This is a genomic window from Microbacterium sp. UFMG61 (assembly GCF_015354505.1).
Taxonomy (GTDB): domain Bacteria; phylum Actinomycetota; class Actinomycetes; order Actinomycetales; family Microbacteriaceae; genus Microbacterium.
In genome coordinates this window covers 127,053-146,696 of the sequence record NZ_JACAFP010000007.1, presented here as the reverse complement: position 1 = coordinate 146,696, position 19,644 = coordinate 127,053, and the positions used below count along the sequence as shown (strand labels likewise).

The window sequence follows — 19,644 nt, the reverse complement described above, 5'->3', positions numbered from 1 at the left end:
GCTCGCTCGTAGAATGGGAGCATCATGACTATCCCGCGCAGTGAACCGACGATCATCACATCGTCGTCAGCAGCAATCGACCGCGATGGGCGCCGGCGCTCATATGAAGTGCGCACATTCGGCTGCCAGATGAACGTCCACGACTCCGAACGGCTGTCGGGCTCTCTCGAGAGCGCCGGGTACACGCGCGCCACCGAGGGCGACGAACCCGACGTCGTGATCATCAACACCTGTGCTGTTCGTGACAACGCGGCAGGCAAGCTCTACGGGACTCTCGGACAGCTGGCCGCCGTCAAGCGTCGCAAAGACGGGATGCAGATCGCGGTCGGCGGGTGCCTCGCTCAGATGGACAAGCAGGCGGTGCTCGACAAGGCCCCGTGGGTCGATGTGGTGTTCGGCACGCACAACATGGGGTCCCTCCCCAGCCTGCTCGAGCGCGCACGCCACAACGGCGAGGCCGAGCTCGAGATCCTCGAATCACTCGAGGTGTTCCCCTCGACTCTTCCCACGAAGCGCGACTCGGCGCACAGCGGCTGGGTCTCGATCTCCGTCGGCTGCAACAACACCTGCACGTTCTGCATCGTGCCGAGCCTTCGCGGCAAGGAGAAGGACCGCCGTCCGGGAGACATCCTCAACGAGATCCGCCTTCTCGTCGACGACGGCGCCATCGAGGTCACACTGCTCGGCCAGAACGTCAACTCCTACGGGGTCGAGTTCGGCGATCGTCAGGCATTCGGCAAGCTGCTGCGCGCGGTCGGTGAGATCGAGGGTCTCGAGCGCATCCGTTTCACGAGCCCGCACCCGGCGGCGTTCACCGATGACGTCATCGACGCCATGGCGGAGACGCCCAACGTCATGCCTCAGCTGCACATGCCTCTGCAATCCGGCAGCGACCGCATCCTCAAAGCGATGCGGCGCTCATACCGGAGCGAGAAGTTCCTCGGCATCCTCGATCGTGTCCGTGACAGGATCCCGAACGCCGCCATCACGACCGACATCATCGTCGGATTCCCCGGCGAGACCGATGAGGACTTCGAAGACACCCTGCGTGTCGTGGAACAGGCGCGATTCGCGAGCGCGTTCACCTTCCAGTACTCGATCCGCGAGGGCACGCCCGCGGCCACGATGGAGGGTCAGATCCCGAAAGCGGTCGTGCAGGAGCGGTACGAACGTCTGCTCGCGCTGCAGGAGCGGATCTCTCTCGAGGAGAACCAGAAGCAGGTCGGCCGCGAGATCGAGGTGATCGTCTCGACGGGTGAGGGAAAGAAGGACTCTGCGACCCACCGACTCACGGGGCGCGCGCAGGACAACCGACTGGTGCACTTCGAGGTGCCCTCGGAGTCGGCAGTGCCTCGACCCGGCGACGCCGTCACCGTGACCGTCACCCACGCTGCTCCGTTCCACCTGCTCGCTGACGACCCGACGGGGACATCGTTGCGCATCAGGCGTACGCGCGGCGGTGACGCATGGGATCGCGGTCAAGCCGAGTCCTGCGCGGTCCCGGCCGCTATCTCCGACGGTGCACCGCGCGCCGTCTCCTTGGGGCTTCCTTCCCTTCGCGTGGGCGTGTGACAGAAGCGGACTCCGCGCCGGCCACTCCTCGGACGCGGCTCTGGGCGATCGTCGGGGCGACCGGCACGGGAAAGAGCGACCTCGCGCTCGACCTCGCCGAGACTCTGCGTGACCGTGGCAACCCTGCCGAGATCGTCAACGCCGACGCGATGCAGCTCTACCGTGGCATGGACATCGGCACGGCGAAGGTTCCCGAGGCTGAGCGCCGAGGAATCCGTCACCATCTCTTCGACGTCCGTGCTGTCGACGAAGAGGCTGCTGTGGCGTGGTACCAGCCGTTGGCTCGTGCTGCCATCGCCGACATCCAGAATCGAGGTGGAGACGCGATCCTCGTCGGAGGGTCCGGCCTCTATGTGTCCAGCGTCGTCTACGACTTCGCCTTCCCGCCGCGTGACGCCGCCACCCGTGAGCGCCTGGAGCGCGAGCTGGAGTCGCTGGGTATCGACGTGCTGCTCGACCGCCTCCGATCGCTGGATCCGGCGACGGCAGCCCGTGTGGATCCGCGCAACGGTCGACGCGTGATCCGTGCTCTCGAGGTCCTCGAACAGGGGAGCGCCACCCACGGCGCGGCCCTGCCTGTGCGTCCGGAGCTCTGGCGGGCGGATACGCGCATCGTGGGTCTTCACCTCGAGCGTGCTGATCTCGTCGAGCGTCTCGACGCGAGGGTGGAGCGCATGTGGCAGGCAGGGCTTCTCGCAGAAGTGGAGGCACTGCGTGCGCACGGGCTCGAAAGCGGCACCACTGCGCAGCGTGCCATCGGTTACGCCCAGGCTCTGGCGCAGCTCGACGGCCGGCTCACGCGTGCCGAGGCCATCGCCGAGACGCAGGCCCTCACCCGCCGGTACGCACGGCGTCAGGTCTCGTGGTTCAAGCGCTATCCGGAACTCTCCTGGCACGGCGCGCCGATCCGCGCCCGAGACCTGCTCGAGTCCTGAATGTCGGTGAGGGGTGAGATCCTGAGAGCATGGCGACCCATTACTACACGGCATCCAGCCTCGACGGCTTCATCGCGACGACCGAGCACTCCCTCGACTGGCTGCTGAAGCAGGAGATCGATGAGGACGGGCCGATGTCCTATGCGGCGTTCGAGAAGAACGTCGGCGCCCTGGCGATGGGGGCGTCGACCTTCGAGTGGGTCATGCGCCACGAGGACGGGCGCTGGGGCTACACGCAGCCGACCTGGGTGTTCACGCACCGCGATGTCATGCTTCCCACCGGGGCGGACATCCGCGTGGCGCAGGGCGACGTCGCAGAGCTCCACCGCGAGATGGTCGAAGCCGCGGCGGGCAGAGATCTCTGGGTGGTCGGTGGTGGCGACCTCGCGGGTCAGTTCGCGGATGCAGGTCTGCTCGACGAGGTCTGGGTGCAGTATGCGCCGGTGACTCTTGGATCCGGGGCGCCGCTCCTACCGAGGGCTCTCGACCTCGAGCTCGTCGAGGTGGCGCGCAACCGCAGCTTCCTGTGTGGTCGTTACCGCGTGCTGAAAGGGCAGGCACGAGTGGGTCTGGACTCGATCGAATGAGCTGGACCATCCGTGCCTTCGACCGAGCCGACACCGAGGAGGTCGTGGGGCTCTGGTCGGATGCCGGGCTCACTCGGCCATGGAACGATCCACGGCTCGACATCGAACGAAAGCTCGGCGTTCAGCCGGAGCTCTTCCTCGTCGTGGAGTCGCGCGACGAGGAGGAATCCCGCGCGCGCATCGTCGGAAGCGTCATGGCGGGCTACGACGGACATCGCGGTTGGCTCTACTATCTCGCCTCGGCACCGTCCCACCGGGGGCGAGGCGTCGCCCGTGCGCTGGTGGCAGAGGCGGAGCGACTGCTGGTCGCGATGGGTTGTCCCAAGGTCCAGCTGATGGTCCGCGAGGGCAACGAAGCCGTTCTCGGATTCTATGACGCTCTCGGATACGAGCCGTTCACGGTCTCGAACACCGGCAAGCGCCTCGTCGTCGACGTGTGACGGGAATCCCTAGACTGGTTCCATGGTCGCATTCACCAAAGGGCACGGCACCGGCAACGATTTCGTCATCATCGCCGATCCTGACGGTGCTCTCGACCTGAGCGTCGAGCAGGTCGCCGTGCTGTGCGATCGCCACTTCGGCATCGGCGCAGACGGCATTCTCCGTGTCGTACGATCGGCTGCGATCCCCGACGGGCGCGTTGCGCTCGAAGAAGAGCCGAACGCCGAGTGGTTCATGGACTATCGCAACGCCGATGGCTCGATCGCCGAGATGTGCGGCAACGGAATCCGCGTCTTCGCCCACTACCTCGTGCGTTCCGGCCTCGCGACCATCGAGGCGGGTTCCACTCTTCCGATCGGAACGCGCGCGGGAGTTCGCGATGTGACTCGTAGCGAGACCGGCTACCAGGTCGATCTCGGACTGTGGAAGCTCTCCGGAGACGATCCACTCGTGACGGCCGACGGTCTGGCCGTCACGCGCCCCGGCCTCGGAATCGATGTCGGCAACCCTCACGTCGTCGTGGCGCTCGCATCCGATGTCGAACTCGCATCGCTCGAACTGCACCGAGCACCTGATCTCGAGCCTCGCCTGCCTGCGGGCGCGAACGTCGAGTTCGTCGTACCGGGGGAGCCGCTCGTTCGGGACGGCATCGGTCATGTGCGGATGAGGGTCTCGGAACGCGGGGTCGGCGAAACGCTCAGCTGCGGCACTGGCGTCGCCGCCACAGCCCTCGCCGTACGCTACTGGGCAGGCGAGCAGGCACCGAACAATTGGCGGGTGGAGGTCCCCGGCGGCACCCTCGGCGTGCGGATGTTCCCCGCAGAGGACGGCGAGCACGTCGCTCTGTCGGGTCCTGCGCAGCTGGTCTTCAGCGGCGAGGTCGACCTCGTCTGAGGACGGGCCGGCACGGCCGGCTCGCGAAGTGGCGCTACTCCTGGGGTCTCAGCGACCTGCTGTGAGCAACTCCGGCTCAGCTCAGGATTCGACCTCGGCCACCGCGATCGGCGCGGTCGGCGGTGATCCGTGCTTGCGGACCTTCAGGACACGGTATCCCTTGGCCGTCGCTGTCCGATGCACGCTGAAACCCGGCTGGAAGGTCGCGGCGATCCAGCGCTGCAACGAATCGGCACCCAGGTTGCGCTGGACGACGAGCCAGGCGTCGCTGCGCTCGTCGAGGCGGGGGATCCACTTCTCGAGCAGTCCGTGCAGCTCGCTCTTGCCCACGCGGATGGGCGGGTTCGAGCGGATGGTGCGGAAGGTCACGTCGTCGGGAACATCGCCGGGCAAAGACGCGTTGACATTGGTGAGGCCCAGCGCCTTGGCGTTGCGGCGGACGAGGTCGAGGGCACGCTCATTGACGTCGACCGCCCAGACGGTCGCGTGCGGAGCAGCGAGTGCCATCGATAGCGAGATGGGTCCCCATCCGCTGCCGAGGTCGAGAAGATCACCACCCGGCGGGACGGGCGGCATGTTGGTGAGTAGGACGGCAGTACCGGCATCCAGCCGATCCGGGCTGAAGACGCCACCAGCGGTTGTGACGTCCAGCTCACGGCCTGCGAGCGTCACACGGAGCGAGCGCAGGTTCTCGGGGCTTGCCGGGGCCGCGGTGAAGTAATGGTCGGACCCCATACCGTGAGCGTAGCGGACAGCGCGGGCTAAGGTTAAGGCTCGCAACAAAACCCAGAGACAAGGACCGGATGACGGAGAGCACCACACCCACCACGGACGACGGAGCGGTCGAGCGCGTGCTCGCGAATGCGGAGACACGCACTGAGCCTCGTGTGTTCGGAGCAGCCCAGGCGCTGCAGGACCATTCCACGGCGTCGCACGCGACGTCGGACGGTGACCAGTGGGATCTGGAGGATCGGCACGCACTCCGGCGCGTCGGAGGACTGTCGACCGAGCTCGAGGACGTCACCGAGGTCGAGTATCGACAGCTCCGGCTCGAGAACGTGGTGCTGGTGGGCGTGTATCCGCAGGGTGCCCAGGAGGATGCCGAGAACTCGCTGCGCGAGCTCGCCGCGCTGGCGGAGACCGCGGGTGCGGTGGTGCTCGACGGTGTTCTGCAGCGCCGCCCGCATCCGGATGCCGCTACCTACATCGGACGCGGTAAGGCTCAGGAGCTCAAGGACATCGTCGCTGCCACGGGCGCCGACACGGTGATCGCGGACACGGAGCTCGCACCCAGCCAGAGGCGCGCCCTGGAGGACGTGGTCAAGGTCAAGGTCATCGACCGGACCACCGTGATCCTCGACATCTTCAGCCAGCACGCGAAGAGCCGCGAGGGCAAGGCGCAGGTCGAACTCGCCCAGCTCGAATACCTTCTGCCTCGTCTGCGAGGCTGGGGTGACTCGATGAGCCGTCAGGCCGGTGGCCAGGTCGGTGCGGGCGGTGCCGGTATGGGATCACGAGGTCCCGGTGAGACGAAGATCGAGCTCGATCGACGCCGAATCCGCACCAAGATGGCCCTGCTGCGTCGCCAGATCCGTGATTTCGGCCCCGCACGCGAGGCGAAGCGCGCGGAACGAAAGCGCAACACGATTCCCTCCGTGGCAATCGCCGGGTACACGAACGCGGGCAAGTCGAGTCTCCTCAACGCGCTCACGAGCGCCGGAGTGCTGGTCGAGAACGCCCTGTTCGCGACCCTGGACGCGACAGTGCGCAGGTCCGAGACCTCCGACGGTCGCGTCTACACGCTGACCGACACGGTCGGCTTCGTGCGCAACCTGCCGCACCAGTTGGTCGAGGCGTTCCGATCCACTCTCGAAGAGGTCGGAGACGCGGATGTCGTGCTGCATGTCGTCGACGGATCCCACCCTGACCCCGCCGGTCAGCTGCAGACCGTCCGCGACGTGATGGGTGATGTCGGTGTGCGGGACATGCCTGAACTCGTGGTGTTCAACAAGGCCGACCTGATCGATGAGGGGGAGCGACTCGTCCTTCGCGGCCTCGAGCCGAAAGCCCACTTCGTTTCCTCGCGATCGGGTGAGGGGGTCGAAGAGCTTCGCGCCGCGATCGAGGAGGCCCTTCCCAAGCCCGCGGTCGAGATCCACGCCGTCGTCCCGTATGACCGCGGCGACCTCGTGGCCGCGATCCATGAGACGGGCATGCTGCTCTCCGTCGAGCATCTGGAGGGCGGCACAGCCGTGCACGCCCGCGTCTCCGAGCGCCTCGCGGCAGATCTCGCGCCGTTCTCCAGCGACACGGGCGCCTGAGGCGGCTCAGCTCGCCAGAAAGCGAGCCTCGACGGTCGCAGAGATGACGATCTCGTCGGGTTCGTACTCCATCGAAGCGTCGGCGAGAGCGGCGGACTCCTGCATCATTCCGCGCGCCTTCGCCATGCCGGCGAAAGGCTGTGAGGGCGGGGGAGCGATCAGTCCGACATCCGCGATCTCCACGGGGACGACCTCGCCCAGGCCCAGCGCAGTCGCGTACGCCTGGGCCCGAGAGACGGCCACACCCACCGCCTCGGCGGCGACTTCGCGCTCGACCCGTGCGGTGGTCTCGGGCGTGAGGTGCCAGTTCACCCAGCCCACCTCGACCCCGTCCCAGGGCGCGATGTCGGACACCCAGATCGACAGCTCGGATGCCTCGGTGAACGTGGCGGTCAGGTCGATGCTGGCGTAGTACACGGGATCCAGCCTCGTGCCCTCGTTGTTCCAGGGGCGCTCAGCGCGCACGGTCAGCCGCGTGCTGGTCCAGTCGACGACGGTGCCGGAGCCTTCTCGGGCGGTGATGCTGTCGCGCACCGGCTCCGTGAGGCGCATCGCCCGTTCGACCACGGCGGAACGCTCCGCGCCTTCTGCGCGCACGCTGACACGGATGGTGGCGCGCTCGGGCGCGACCCGCGCCTCATGCTCGCCGCGGACGGTGACGGTCACTTCGCTCATGGGGCGACTCTACGCCAGCGTCCTGACGCTCGATGGAATGGCGAACGGGGTGCGAACGTTGTAGTCTGTGATGCTCGGGTACTTCGGTCTCCGAGTTGGAAACTCCACAGTGTGACAGCGGCTCCTTCGAGAGAAGGACCACGGGGCTGATCGGTTTCGACAGCGCCTGTGAATCCACGAGAAGCGGGCCGAGGATGCAGAGTTATCTCGTAAACGCTCTCTGCAAAAAAATAGTTGCCGAAACCAAGCGCAACGACTTCGCCCTCGCTGCATAAGCGAGCCCGATAGTCCGTCAGGCCGTATGTGATTCCGATACGGATCCTGGCGTCATCTAGGAATCTTGCTGCGTGATGGCGTCTGGACGTCACGTGGGACTCTTCCCAGGCTGGGCTCGTCGACTTAGGTGTCTGTGACAAAGGTCGGAGCCGAGCAGAACGTCTGCACAGACTGCGCCCGGAGAAGGCGTGGAGACTCAGCGTTGGACGGGGGTTCGATTCCCCCCAGCTCCACCAGGTCGCTGTCACAGGTGAAGAACCCCCGTGAGACCGCTTAAATCGGTATCACGGGGGTTCTCTGCGTGCGAGGTGTTCCCGCGCTCGTCGCCGGGTCAGCCGTCGAGGTGCTCGAGAGCGGCTTCCGCTCGGCGCAGCGCCTTCTCCGCCTCGGCCAGCCGGGCCGCGGCATCCTGCTGAGCTGTTCGGGCGCCCTCCATCGCATGCCCGGCGCGCTCCATGTCCTGACGCGCAGCTGCGAGCTCCTTCTCCAGGTCCACCGCACGCGAAGAGAGCGCCTCCGCATCCGCCTCTGCCTCCCGGAGTGCACGTGCCGCGGCCGTCGCTCCCCGAGCCGCTCGGTCCCGCGTCTGCTCGGTCTCTCTGACCAGGCGTTCGGCGTCGCGTCGCCGCCTCCGAGCGTCGACCTCGTCGATGGGCTTCTCCGCCCGCGCCGTCGCCAGGGGAGCGCCGCCCCCGACGATCGACTCCATCGATTCCGCGAAGGTGCCTCGCGGTTCGAGAGCGCGCACGAGTCGCCCTGACGAGACCGCGGCGGCGGCATCCGCGTCGAAGAACGCCGCGCTGAGGGTCTGCTGCACCGATTCCCTCGTCGCAGCGGTGACGCGCTCTCCTCGCGCCTCTGCGAGGTCGGATGCGAGGGATGCCAGCTGGGCGGTCAGCGCCCGTCGGTCTCGACCGAGCTGGCTGAGCGCCTTGGCATCGAGGTCCTCCTGCGCATCGCGGAGCTGCTCAGCGAGCTGCAGTGCGTCGTCGAGCTGCGCTCTCCGCTCGACCGCGAAGACGTTCACCACCCATGCGGCGACCGAGGGTTTGCGAAGCTCTCTGATGCGTGCGGCGAGTGCGGGATCGACTGATGCGGCTTCCCGTGCACGGTCATTCCGCGCGGGGATGAATTCGTCGAGGGGGCCGGCGTAGAGCTCCGACGCGATGCCCTCGATCGAGACCTCACGTGTCATGACAGCGAAACTACCCTCGCGTGTTCCCGGGCTGGGGGAGCCGCTCAGCCCGCCCAGTCGATCAGGATGAGCCCTTCGCGGGTGTCGGCGAACTTGACCCAGCCGTCCCCGAACAGATAAGTCATCCCATACCCGGCGTCATCCGTGCCCATCGAGAACTGAGGGTCCTCGGTGATGTAGATCCCGTCAGGGCCGTCTTCGCGTGTCCATCCCTGGTCCAGGAGCGAGGACTGCGCCCGCGTCGCATCATCGAGAGTGATCGGAGACCAGCCGTAGAGCTGCCCGTGGTCGGAGGCGACCGAGTAGTCCGCCCAGAAGCAGAGCAGTCCCTCGGACATCGTGACATCGCCGATCACGAACTCCTCCTCTTCCTCGGCCGTCCACCCCACCTCCGTGAGCGCACTCACGGTGCCGTCCGAGATCATCGTCTCGCACGTGGGTTTCGCAGGGGTGGCGAGCGGAGTCGGAGTCGTCACGGGATCGGCGGTTGCGCTCGCTGAGGGCTGCGGAGCCTGAGGAGACGGTGTGGTCGCCTCAGGTGCCGAGGCGGAGCATCCGGTCATCGCGATCGCGAGGAGCAGAGCGCCGATGCCGACGGAGGTGATGCGGGGGGTCATCGCGGGGCCTTCGTGGTGGTCAGTCGTGCAGGAGCTCGAGGAACGCGTCGTGCAGCGTGCCGTTGCTGGCGAGTGTCGAGAGGTCGGAGATCGTCTCGGCGCCGTCGAAACCGGTCATGCGCCCTCCCGCCTCGCGCACGATCGGCACGGCGGCCGCGATGTCGTACTCCTTCACGCCGAACTCGGCGACCATCTCGAGGCGCCCCTCGGCGAGGAGCATGTACGCGTAGATGTCACCGTAGGCGCGGTCGCGCCAGACCCGGTCGGCGAGAGTGAGCAGCTGCGGAAGTCGGCCGGCATCGGCCCACTGCGTGATGCTCTGGAAACTGACGCTGGCGTCGTCGAGCGTGGACACGTCCGACGTGTGCAGGCGGCGAGGGCCGTCGGCAGTCGCCGTCCACGCTCCGGACCCTGTCGAACCCCACCAGCGACGGCCCAGCGCGGGCATGCTGACCACGCCCACCTGGGGCACTCCGTCGACGGCGAGAGCGATCATGGTGCCCCACAGCGGCACACCGCGCAGGAAGTTCGCGGTGCCGTCGATCGGGTCGATGATCCACTGTCGTTCGGTGCTGCCATCTGCGCCGAACTCCTCGCCGAAGATCCCGTCGTCCGGACGCTCCGATGCGAGGATCTCGCGGATCGCGCGCTCTGTCGCGAGGTCGGCGTCCGTGACGTGGGAGTGATCGGCCTTGGTGCGGATCTCGAGATCCGCACTGTCGAAGCGCGCGAGCGACTGCGCGTCGGCCGCATCGGCGAGCCGGAGCGCCAGCGCGAGGTCACTGGACAGATCTGCGGAGGGCGTGGAGTCGGTCACGTTCTCAGGATAACCGCCCGGAATCCCTGAGTTTCTGCACGCGGACTCAGGGCGACACGCGCGGCGCGCACGGAGTGCTCGACTCGATTTCGCCTCGACGTGATCGGCTGGTAATGTAATTCCTCGGCCGGGGAATTCACCGGGCCACGCACCTCTAGCTCAATCGGCAGAGCAACTGACTCTTAATCAGTGGGTTCTCGGTTCAAGTCCGAGGGGGTGCACGGATCAGCCCTGATGACTCTCGCCAGTCATCGGGGCTTTTCTGCATCTCCATGACCGCAGCAACGTGACTGTCGCTCTGAAGCCCGTTCGGATCAGGCGACGGCGATGACGGTGCCGTGTGTGAGGTGCTGAAGCGAGGCGAACGCACTGTGTGGGGATGCCCTGCGGCCGCCCAGATCTCCTCGTGCGCGCTCAGACTCTCGTCGATGTAGGTGCGAAGGGGCGCCGGGTGTCCGACGGGCGCCACTCCGCCGATGGCCTGGCCGGTGGCGTCGCGGACGAGGGACGCCGGTGCCATGGTCACCGCGCGGGCGCCGATCCCGAGTGCGAGCGCCGCGAGATCGGCGCGATGGCCACCGCTCGTCATCACGAGCACGGGAGACCCGTCGGCGAGGAAGACCAGGCTGTTCGCTATGGCCGCCACGTCGCAGCCGATCGCGGCGGCTGCTTCGGCTGCGGTGCGTGCCGAATCGGGGAGGACCCTGATCTCGGTGTGGACCCCGCCTGCATCGAGGTGCTGCTGAACGAGCCTGCTGCGTTCGGGGAGGGCGCTCATGACCCCACCGTACCGAACGTCAGCAGGCTCGATCGCCCGTCCGTGGCTCTCAGGCGGCGTCACCGATCAGGATGGCCTCGGCGTCTTCGACCGCCGCATCGTCGGGCTCGTCGTCGATGTGCGCGAGCGTCGAGCGACCCAGGAAGATCACCAGCGCGGCGACGAGGACGGCGGCGGCGGCGACCAGATACGGCACGGTCGCGCTGAATGCGTGCCAGAGGGCCGCGGCCAGAGGCGGGGCGACCGCTCCACCGAGGAACCGCACCGAGGAGTATGCCGACGAGGCGACCGAGCGGGGGAGATCCGTCGCCTCCATGACCGCTTCGGTGAGGACCGTGTTCATGATGCCGAGCAGGAGGCCGCCGATCACGATGCAGGTCACCAGTGCTGCGGCCGACTCGACGAGGAGGCCGGCGACGACGAGATCGATCGCGAGCAGGGGGAGGACGATCAGGATCACGCGGGTGCGCGGCACTCGACGCATCAGCAGGGGAGCGACCCAGACGCTCGTGACGGCGAGTGCGACGCCCCAGCCGAAGAAGGTGAAGCCGATGCCCATCGCTCCGAAGCCGAGGGGGAACGGCGAGAACGCCAGCAGGATGAAGAAGCCGATGTTGTAGAAGAAGGCGGCGATCGCGAGGACCGCGAGGGCGGGGCGGCCGAGAGCCGTGAACGGCGCGGAGAAGGGAATGGGAGTGCGTGGGCCTTCGGGGCCGCGCAGCAGCACCAGTACCGCGAGGAACGCGATGGCCATCAGGACGACCACGCCGAAGAACGGTGCACGCCAGCTCTGCTCGCCGAGGATGCCACCGAGCAGAGGGCCGATGGCGATTCCGAGCCCGAGAGCGGCTTCGTAGAGGATGATCGCTGCGGCGCTGCCGCCGGACGCCGCGCCGACGATGGTGGCCAACGCGGTCGAGATGAAGAGCGCGTTGCCGAGGCCCCAACCTGCGCGGAATCCGATGACCGAATCGACACTGCCGCTGAGTGCGCACAGCAGCGCGAACACGACGATCAGTGCAAGGCCGATCAGCAGCGTCTTCTTTGCCCCGATGCGACTCGAGATCCAGCTGGTCACCAACATCGCGAGGCCCGTGACCGCGAGGTAGCTCGTGAACAGGAGCTCGGTCTCGAAGGGGCTCGCCTGCAGGGAGTCTGCGATCGCGGGAAGGATCGGGTCGACCAGTCCGATCCCCATGAAGGCGACGACGCAGGCAAATGCGACCGCCCACACCTGGGCGGGCTGCTTCCATATGGCTGTGGTGGTGCTGGTCACCGTTGTGCTCCTGTCGATTCGATTACGGTGTGTGCGGCCAGGATCTCGGCTGCGCGGGTGAGTGCGCTCCAGTCGTCGTCGTCGAGTGCGGCGAAGCGGGGGGCGAGTGTGTCGCGGAACTCGGCGCGCCAGGCGGACAGCGCGTCGGAACCTGCGTCGGTGATCTCGACGGCGATCGCCCGAGAATCCTCCGGCACGGGGGAGCGGAGTACGAGGCCCTCCCGCTCGAGATTGCCGATGAGTCTGGTCATACCCGGTTGCGTCGTTCGCGCGGCGGCGGCGAGTTCACCGACCCGCTTCGGTCCGGATCGCTCGAGGAGGTTCAGGATGCGCCACTGCGCGGCAGGCGCGTCATTCCCGGCGTCCTGAGCGGCGATGCGGCCCAGCGCGTACCCGGAAAGCACGAGTGAGGGGATCACGTCGATGCGGTTCATATCATCCAGTATATACCTGTTGGTATGTACATGATGGATCCGAGGGAAGCGCCCTATCTCCGTGCTCCGGCGATGCGCGCCGACAGCTGATGTGCGTGCGCGAGGAGGGTGCGGCCGAGGTTCGGGAGGCGCTCCGGCCCGAAACGGAACCCGACGCCCGTCAGGCTGAGGGCCCACTCCGGGCGTCCTGATCGATCGAACACCGCAGCGCCGAGGCCCCAGCTGCCCTCGACGATCAGGCCCGGATTGACCGCGTACCCGCGCTCCTTCGTCTCGGCCAGGCGAGAACGCAGCGGGCGGATGCCGTGGGCTGCACCCCACTCCCGGTCCAGGTCGGGATGGCGCTCGAGGTAGGCGTCCACATCGTGGTCGGGGAGGAAAGCCAGGATCGCCAGTCCGGCGCTCGCGACGCCGAGGGGGAAGCGGATACCTTCACTCAGCACGAACGAGCGGATGGGGAACGAACCTTCCTCCCGCACCAGGCACACGGTCTCGTCTGCGCGTCGCACGGAGAGGAACGCACTCTCCTCGGTCTTCACCGCGAGTGACCGCACGATGTCGCGAGCGAGGGCGGTGATGTCATAGCGAGCCGCGGCCACTGTGCCCATGAGGAAGAGCTCGGGTCCGGGCATCCAGCGCGCCGACCCCTCGTCCCGGTCGACGAGCCCCTCTGCCCGAAGAGCGGAGAGGAGCCTGTGAACCGTGGATCGGGTGAGGCCGGATGCGCGGGCGAGGTCGATCAGCGCTGCGCCCTCGGAGCCGCTCTGCGTCACGAGGCGCAGGAGGGAGGCTGCCCGCGAGATCGCCTGAGTGCCCGGTATGGTCCGAGCCGGTTGTTCCATAATGTGGACGCTACCGATGAATCGAACCACATCGCAAGAGCGGGCTCGCGCGAGGCGCGTCGAGGACGGATGCTGGACGGAGGCACGTCTTCGAAGGAGTTCACGTGATCGACAAGCAGATACCGACGGCGGCGGACGCAGTGGCAGACATCTCCGACGGATCGTCCATCGCGGTCGGAGGTTTCGGCCTGTCCGGAAATCCCATCGCCCTGATCGAGGCGATCCTCGCGCAGGGAACGACCGATCTCAGCATCGTGAGCAACAACTGCGGCGTCGATGACTGGGGCCTCGGGGTGCTGCTGGGGGCACGAAGGATCCGCAAGATGACCTCGTCGTACGTGGGGGAGAACAAGGAGTTCGAGCGTCAGTTCCTCTCCGGCGAGTTGGAACTCGAACTGACTCCGCAGGGCACGCTGGCCGAGAAGCTGCGCGCAGGAGGATCCGGCATCGCCGCGTTCTTCACGCAGACCGGCGTCGGCACTCAGGTGGCCGAGGGAGGACTGCCCCGGCGGTATCACTCCGACGGCATGGTCGCCGTGGGTTCGCCGATCAAGGATGTCCGTTCCTTCGATGTGGACGGCACTCCCCGCGACTATGTGCTGGAAGAGGCGATCACGACGGACTTCTCGCTGGTGCACGCACTGGCCGGCGATCGCCACGGCAACCTGATCTTCAACAAGGCGGCGCGCAACTTCAACCCGCTGGCCGCGATGGCCGGACGGATCTGCATCGCTCAGGTCGAGCAGCTGGTCGAACCCGGTGATCTGGACCCCGACCGCGTCCACCTGCCCGGTGTGTACGTGCATCGGGTCGTCGAGGTCGGCGGCGACGTCCCCAAGCGCATCGAACGGCGTACCGTCGCCGCGGAAGGAGCCTGAGATGGCGCTCACGCGGGAGGAGATGGCGGCGCGGGCCGCTGCCGAGCTGCAGGACGGGTCGTACGTGAACCTCGGGATCGGTCTGCCGACGCTCGTGCCCAACCATGTCCCGCACGGAGTGACCGTGGTGCTGCAGTCGGAGAACGGGATCCTGGGTGTCGGCCCGTATCCGCGCGAGGATGCCGTGGATCCGGACCTCATCAACGCGGGCAAGGAGACGGTCACCGTGCTTCCCGGAGCGGCGTTCTTCGACTCGGCGCTGAGCTTCGGGATGATCCGTGGCGGCAAGATCGACGCCGCGATCCTCGGGGCCATGCAGGTGTCGGCCACGGGCGATCTCGCGAACTGGATGATCCCCGGCAAGATGGTCAAGGGGCCGGGCGGGGCGATGGATCTCGTGCACGGCGCGGCCCGCGTGATCGTGCTCATGGAGCATGTCGCGAAGGACGGCTCGGCGAAGATCGTCGAACAGTGCTCGCTGCCCCTCACCGGGCGTCGCGTGGTGGATCGGATCATCACCGATCTCGCGGTGATCGATGTGACCGACGAGGGGCTGGTGCTGGTCGAGACCGCCCCCGGCGTCTCGGTCGAGCAGGTGGTCGCCGCGACCGAGCCGGTGCTGATCGTGCATCGGGATCGTGAGACTGACAGAGGGAGAATCACGGAATGAGCGACATCACGCGCACCGATACAGAGGACATCGTCATCGTCGCCGCGGCGAGAACCCCGCAGGGGCGCCTCAAGGGCCAACTGGCGAGCTTCACCGCGCCCCAGCTGGGATCCATCGCGATTCGCGGGGCATTGGAGCAGGCGGAAGTCGACGGCACCGACGTGGACGCGGTGATCATGGGGCAGGTGCTCGCCGCCGGATCCGGGCAGAACGCCGCTCGTCAAGCCTCGATCGGCGCGGGAATCGGGTGGGACGTGCCCGCGCACTCGGTCAACAAGGTCTGCCTGTCGGGCCTCACCGCGATCATCGACGCCGCACGCATGATCCGGGTGGGCGACGCTCAGGTCGTCGTGGCGGGCGGGATGGAGTCGATGACCCGCGCGCCGCACCTGCTCATGGGATCTCGCGACGGGTGGACATACGGCAGCGTCGAGGTGCTCGACCACATGGCCTTCGACGGACTCACCGACGCATACGACCGCGAGAGCATGGGGGCGTCCACAGAGCGCCACAACGCCCGGTACGAACTGACCCGTGAGGCGCAGGACGAGGTCGCCGCACTGTCCCATCAGCGAGCTGCCGCAGCGCAGTCGGAGGGTGTGTTCGACGACGAGGTCGTCGCCGTCTCCGTCCCGCAGCGACGTGGGGAGCCGCTTCTGGTGACGACCGACGAAGGAATCCGCCCCGACACCACCGTTCAATCGCTGAGCGGCCTGCGGGCGGCGTTCGCCGAGGGTGGGTCGATCACAGCCGGCAACTCGTCGCAGATCTCCGACGGCGCCGCGGCTGTCATCGTGACGACCCGCGGCAGGGCCGAGAGATCGGGATGGCCCGTGCTCGTGACGGTGGGAGCGAGCGGGCAGACGGCAGGACCGGACAACTCGCTGCAGGCGCAACCCGCCCGAGCAATCGAGCGTGCGTGCGCGAAGCAGGGGATCTCGCCGACCGATCTCGATCTCGTCGAGATCAACGAGGCCTTCGGCGCGGTCGTGTCGCGATCGCAGGTCGAGCTCGGGATCACGAGCGACATCGTCAACATCCACGGCGGCGGAATCGCCATCGGACACCCGATCGGCGCGTCGGGAACTCGTCTGGTCGTGCACGCGGCGCACGAGCTCGCCCGTCGAGGGGCGGGTGTCGCCGCAGTCGGCCTGTGCGGTGGCGGAGGACAGGGCGAAGCGCTGATCCTCACACGCTGAGCCGAGTCAGCGCTTGATGGGCTTCACCTTCGCAGAGCGCTTGGCTTCCTTCTCCTGTTCCCGCTGCTGCTTCGCGTAGACGGGCGAGTCCGGGGAGACTGGGCGTCCATGCCGGGCGCGGCGAGTGTCGACGACGGCGCCGATCGCGAGTGCGAGGCTGATCGCCCAGCTCACCCACGCGAGCGCGGAGCGCCACGTGATCTTCGTATCACGGGATCCGCGGAGCAGAGTCACTCCGGTCATGACCGCGCCGATGAGTCCGGTACCCGAGAGGTAGTTCATGCCCTCACGCTACCCTCACCGACGTCCGCAGTGCCGAGCCTTGACAGCGGATGCTGAGTCTGCCAGGCGCCCGAGGATCGCGTCCAGCACGCTCGCAGAGGACTGCGGTACCCTTGTCCGGTCGCGGTCCGTCCGCGTCCGCAACCCGTGTATCTACCGGCCGTCGGCTCTCCGACGGACAGCGGCGGCACCCGACCCCGCGTCTCCGGGCGCGCGAGAGCCATGACACACGCATCACCTCAGGAGCAATCCGACATCCGCACGCAGGCGACGGATGCGCCCAGCCTTCTCCGCATCGCCGGCCTGCCCTATTTCCTCATCGCATTCGTAGCGCGACTGCCTTTCGCAATGATGGTGGTCGGCGTGCTCACCGTCGTCGTCTCGGCGCGCGGTTCACTGTCGCTCGGCGGGCTGACCTCCGCCGCCGTGGGGCTGGGCACCGCCTGCTTCGGACCACTGCTCGGCGCCGCCGCCGATCGCTTCGGTCAGCGGACCGTGCTGTTGATCCTGGCGATCGCCAACGGGGCGATGCTCGTCCTGTTCACGGTCGTCGTCTACGCGGGAGCCGCCGACGCTCTGGTGCTGCTCTCGGCTTTCGGCATCGGCGCCACGGCCCCGCAGGTCGCGCCCATGTCGCGGTCGAGGCTGGTCACGATGATCGCCGACCGCATGCCTGAGGCTGTGCGAACCCGCACCACCTCAGGGACGATGGCCTACGAATCGGCCGCGGATGAGACGGTCTTCGTCTTCGGTCCGTTCATCGTGGGCGTTCTCGCATCGGCGCTCGCCCCCTGGGCGCCGCTCGTCGGCGCTGCGGTGCTGACGGTCGTCTTCGTCGGAGCATTCGCGCTGCACCCCAGCGCGCGTGCCGTGTCGGCCCACCGCGACAGCGATGGGCGCGCACCGTCTGCCGTGGCGGAGCTCTTCAGCGCTCGTCTGTTGATCGTCGTCGTCGGAATCCTCGGCGTCGGGATGTTCTTCGGCACCATGCTCACCTCGCTGACGTCGTTCATGGCTGACCGAGGAGCCCCTGAACAGGCGGGACTGCTGTACGGCGTCATGGGCGTCGGCTCGGCGATCCTCGCGCTCGGGGTCGCCTGGTTGCCCGCGCGCTTCTCTCTGCGTGGCCGCTGGTTGGCGTTCTCCGGCATCCTGCTCGCGGGCAGTGTCCTGCTGCTCTTCGTGGATACCCCGGCGATGATGATGCTCGCGCTCGCCATCATGGGCATCGGCATCGGGCCGACCCTGGTCACTCAGTACAGCTTCGGAGCCGCGCGCAGTCCGCTCGGGCGCTCCGCCACCGTCATGACGATGCTGGGGTCGGGAATCGTCGTCGGGCAGTCGCTCGGCGCCGCGATCGCGGGAGAGGTCGCCGAGAGCGCGGGAACCGGCAGCGCACTGCTGCTTCCGATCGTCGCCGCCGGGATAGCCTTCGCAGCGGGGGTTGTCAACTGGCGGCTGAGTGCGACCGCACCTCGCGTACGCTCGGAAAGAGCCTCGGTAGCCTGAGGTTCATCCCACTGCCTCGTCAGGAGCCCCATGCCAGCCGCAGATTTCGTCGTCGTCGCCAATCGACTCCCCGTCGACCGGGTGGTGGGCCCCGACGGCGAGGATGAGTGGCGGACGTCTCCCGGCGGGTTGGTCGCTGCGCTCGAACCGATGATGCGCAGCGCGCACGGTGCGTGGGTCGGTTGGCCCGGACAGCCGGACGTCGAGCTCGAGCCGTTCGAGATCAACGGGATCGACCTGGTGCCGGTCCCGCTCAGCACCGAAGAGGTCGCCGACTACTACGAGGGCTTCGCGAACGACACCATCTGGCCGCTGTACCACGACGTGATCGCGCCGCCGCAGTACCACCGCGAGTGGTGGGATGCGTACGTCCGGGTGAATCGCCGCTTCGCGGAGGCGGCCGCCGCTGTCGCCGCTCCGAACGGCACCGTGTGGATCCATGACTATCAGCTGCAGCTCGTGCCGCAGATGATCAGGGAGATCCGGTCCGACGTCACCATCGGCTATTTCCACCACATCCCGTTCCCCGCCCACGGCCTCTATGCGCAGCTGCCGTGGCGAGACCAGGTGCTCACCGGTCTTCTCGGCGCGGACGTCATCGGGTTCCAGCGTGCGCAGGATGCCACGTACTTCCTCACGGCCGTCCGCCGCAGACTCCGCTACGAGGTCAAGGGGTCCACGGTCGCGATCCCGACGGAGGGCGGCGGCTCGCGCACGGCGATCGCCAGAGCGTTCCCGATCTCGATCGACACGACGCCGTACCTCGAACTCGCCGCGCGTCCTGATGTGCGGGCCCGCGCCGCCGAGATCAGGGAGAGCCTGGGCAACCCCAAGAAGATCCTCCTCGGCGTCGACCGACTCGACTACACGAAGGGCATCCGCCACCGCATCAAGGCGTACGGCGAGCTGCTCGAAGACGGTCTGCTGAGCGTCGATGACGTCACCTTCGTGCAGGTGGCGAGCCCCAGTCGCGAACGCGTCGACGCGTACGTGCACCTGCGCGACGAGATCGAGCTCGCAGTGGGACGCATCAACGGCGACCACGACACGATGGGGCATACGGCCATCCGCTATCTCCACCAGGGATATCCGCGCGAGGAGATGGTCGCGCTGTATCTCGCCGCCGACGTCATGCTCGTGACCGCGCTCCGTGACGGCATGAATCTCGTCGCCAAGGAGTATGTGGCGACGCGTGCAGACAACCGTGGCGTCCTCGTGCTGAGCGAATTCACCGGCGCAGCCGATGAGCTGCGTCAGGCCGTGCGGGTCAACCCGCACGACATCGCAGGCCTGAAGGATGCGATCATGACGGCCGTCGCGATGACCCCCGCGGAGCAGGGGAAGCGGATGCGCTCGCTGCGTCGCCGCGTGCTCGAGAACGACGTCGACGCCTGGTCCTCCTCGTTCCTCCGTGCGCTGGCCGACATTCGTCAGCGCTGATCGCCA

At 67.4% G+C, this 19,644-nt stretch carries 21 protein-coding genes, 1 tRNA gene and 1 other RNA gene; 13 read left to right on the top strand and 10 right to left on the bottom strand.

Annotation, left to right across the window (positions count from 1 at the left end; translation table 11 throughout):
* Positions 1-24: 24 nt before the first annotated feature.
* Genes miaB through dapF form a run of 5 tightly spaced genes read left to right on the top strand, consistent with a single transcriptional unit; the run spans position 25 to position 4,429 of the window.
* Positions 25-1,572, top strand: coding sequence for a tRNA (N6-isopentenyl adenosine(37)-C2)-methylthiotransferase MiaB (gene miaB / locus IXW21_RS10380; RefSeq protein ID WP_194764184.1), 1,548 nt, complete (start codon positions 25-27; stop codon positions 1,570-1,572).
* Positions 1,569-2,507, top strand: coding sequence for a tRNA (adenosine(37)-N6)-dimethylallyltransferase MiaA (gene miaA / locus IXW21_RS10375; protein WP_323742215.1), 939 nt, complete (start codon positions 1,569-1,571; stop codon positions 2,505-2,507). Before miaB ends, miaA begins: the two co-directional genes overlap by 4 nt.
* A 29-nt stretch (positions 2,508-2,536) precedes the next feature.
* A complete protein-coding gene (locus IXW21_RS10370; RefSeq protein WP_194764182.1) occupies positions 2,537-3,094 on the top strand; it encodes a dihydrofolate reductase family protein in 558 nt (185 codons plus the stop codon).
* Positions 3,091-3,534 (top strand): GNAT family acetyltransferase, encoded by a 444-nt coding sequence (locus IXW21_RS10365; RefSeq protein ID WP_194764181.1) that lies wholly within the window; start codon positions 3,091-3,093, stop codon positions 3,532-3,534. Before IXW21_RS10370 ends, IXW21_RS10365 begins: the two co-directional genes overlap by 4 nt.
* A gap of 22 nt (positions 3,535-3,556) precedes the next feature.
* A complete protein-coding gene (gene dapF / locus IXW21_RS10360) occupies positions 3,557-4,429 on the top strand; it encodes a diaminopimelate epimerase (RefSeq protein WP_194764180.1) in 873 nt (290 codons plus the stop codon).
* An 81-nt stretch (positions 4,430-4,510) separates the two neighbouring features.
* Here the strand turns inward: dapF and IXW21_RS10355 are convergent, their stop codons facing one another.
* Complete coding sequence (locus IXW21_RS10355) at positions 4,511-5,164, bottom strand: class I SAM-dependent methyltransferase (RefSeq protein ID WP_194764179.1); 654 nt, start codon at positions 5,162-5,164, stop codon at positions 4,511-4,513.
* Positions 5,165-5,232: 68 nt separating this feature from the next.
* Between IXW21_RS10355 and hflX the strand changes: the two genes are divergently transcribed.
* Positions 5,233-6,750, top strand: a complete 1,518-nt coding sequence (gene hflX, locus IXW21_RS10350; protein ID WP_194764178.1) for a GTPase HflX — start codon at positions 5,233-5,235, stop codon at positions 6,748-6,750.
* Positions 6,751-6,756: 6 nt separating this feature from the next.
* Here the strand turns inward: hflX and IXW21_RS10345 are convergent, their stop codons facing one another.
* Positions 6,757-7,425, bottom strand: coding sequence for an SIMPL domain-containing protein (locus IXW21_RS10345; RefSeq protein ID WP_194764177.1), 669 nt, complete (start codon positions 7,423-7,425; stop codon positions 6,757-6,759).
* A 142-nt stretch (positions 7,426-7,567) separates the two neighbouring features.
* On the opposite strand from IXW21_RS10345, the gene ssrA reads away from it, so the two are divergent.
* Positions 7,568-7,937, top strand: a transfer-messenger RNA (tmRNA) gene (gene ssrA, locus IXW21_RS10340).
* Between the two features lie 95 nt (positions 7,938-8,032).
* Here the strand turns inward: ssrA and IXW21_RS10335 are convergent.
* Genes IXW21_RS10335 through IXW21_RS10325 form a run of 3 tightly spaced genes read right to left on the bottom strand, consistent with a single transcriptional unit; the run spans position 8,033 to position 10,330 of the window.
* Positions 8,033-8,896, bottom strand: a complete 864-nt coding sequence (locus IXW21_RS10335) for a transposase (protein WP_194764176.1) — start codon at positions 8,894-8,896, stop codon at positions 8,033-8,035.
* 44 nt (positions 8,897-8,940) lie between these two features.
* Complete coding sequence (locus IXW21_RS10330) at positions 8,941-9,513, bottom strand: hypothetical protein (protein WP_194764175.1); 573 nt, start codon at positions 9,511-9,513, stop codon at positions 8,941-8,943.
* 19 nt (positions 9,514-9,532) lie between these two features.
* Positions 9,533-10,330, bottom strand: a complete 798-nt coding sequence (locus IXW21_RS10325; RefSeq protein WP_194764174.1) for an inositol monophosphatase family protein — start codon at positions 10,328-10,330, stop codon at positions 9,533-9,535.
* Positions 10,331-10,478: 148 nt separating this feature from the next.
* Between IXW21_RS10325 and IXW21_RS10320 the strand changes: the two genes are divergently transcribed.
* Positions 10,479-10,551: transfer RNA gene (locus IXW21_RS10320), tRNA-Lys, on the top strand.
* Here IXW21_RS10320 and IXW21_RS10315 read toward each other — a convergent pair.
* The 4 genes from IXW21_RS10315 to IXW21_RS10300 are packed head-to-tail and all read right to left on the bottom strand — an operon-like array spanning position 10,533 to position 13,660.
* On the bottom strand, positions 10,533-11,108 hold the full coding sequence (locus tag IXW21_RS10315) for a YbaK/EbsC family protein (RefSeq protein WP_194764173.1): 576 nt from the start codon (positions 11,106-11,108) through the stop codon (positions 10,533-10,535). The two genes, IXW21_RS10320 and IXW21_RS10315, sit on opposite strands and share 19 nt — an antisense overlap.
* 49 nt (positions 11,109-11,157) lie before the next feature.
* Positions 11,158-12,384, bottom strand: coding sequence for an MFS transporter (locus IXW21_RS10310; RefSeq protein WP_323742214.1), 1,227 nt, complete (start codon positions 12,382-12,384; stop codon positions 11,158-11,160).
* Positions 12,381-12,818, bottom strand: a complete 438-nt coding sequence (locus tag IXW21_RS10305) for a MarR family winged helix-turn-helix transcriptional regulator (RefSeq protein ID WP_194764172.1) — start codon at positions 12,816-12,818, stop codon at positions 12,381-12,383. Before IXW21_RS10305 ends, IXW21_RS10310 begins: the two co-directional genes overlap by 4 nt.
* 53 nt (positions 12,819-12,871) lie before the next feature.
* Entirely contained in the window at positions 12,872-13,660 is a 789-nt protein-coding gene (locus IXW21_RS10300; protein ID WP_194764171.1) for an IclR family transcriptional regulator, read from the bottom strand.
* 104 nt (positions 13,661-13,764) lie between these two features.
* Between IXW21_RS10300 and IXW21_RS10295 the strand changes: the two genes are divergently transcribed.
* From IXW21_RS10295 to IXW21_RS10285, 3 genes are read left to right on the top strand one after another with little or no spacing between them, the layout of a single operon-like run.
* A complete protein-coding gene (locus IXW21_RS10295; protein WP_194764170.1) occupies positions 13,765-14,538 on the top strand; it encodes a CoA transferase subunit A in 774 nt (257 codons plus the stop codon).
* Position 14,539: 1 nt separating this feature from the next.
* On the top strand, positions 14,540-15,208 hold the full coding sequence (locus IXW21_RS10290) for a 3-oxoacid CoA-transferase subunit B (protein WP_194764169.1): 669 nt from the start codon (positions 14,540-14,542) through the stop codon (positions 15,206-15,208).
* Positions 15,205-16,407, top strand: a complete 1,203-nt coding sequence (locus IXW21_RS10285; RefSeq protein ID WP_194764168.1) for an acetyl-CoA C-acetyltransferase — start codon at positions 15,205-15,207, stop codon at positions 16,405-16,407. Before IXW21_RS10290 ends, IXW21_RS10285 begins: the two co-directional genes overlap by 4 nt.
* A gap of 6 nt (positions 16,408-16,413) precedes the next feature.
* On the opposite strand, the gene IXW21_RS10280 is transcribed toward IXW21_RS10285, so the two are convergent.
* Entirely contained in the window at positions 16,414-16,689 is a 276-nt protein-coding gene (locus tag IXW21_RS10280; RefSeq protein ID WP_194764167.1) for a hypothetical protein, read from the bottom strand.
* Between the two features lie 222 nt (positions 16,690-16,911).
* On the opposite strand from IXW21_RS10280, the gene IXW21_RS10275 reads away from it, so the two are divergent.
* Together IXW21_RS10275 and IXW21_RS10270 are read left to right on the top strand one after the other, a co-directional pair.
* Entirely contained in the window at positions 16,912-18,198 is a 1,287-nt protein-coding gene (locus tag IXW21_RS10275) for an MFS transporter (protein WP_194764166.1), read from the top strand.
* A gap of 30 nt (positions 18,199-18,228) precedes the next feature.
* Positions 18,229-19,638 (top strand): alpha,alpha-trehalose-phosphate synthase (UDP-forming), encoded by a 1,410-nt coding sequence (locus IXW21_RS10270; RefSeq protein WP_194764165.1) that lies wholly within the window; start codon positions 18,229-18,231, stop codon positions 19,636-19,638.
* Positions 19,639-19,644: the final 6 nt, after the last annotated feature.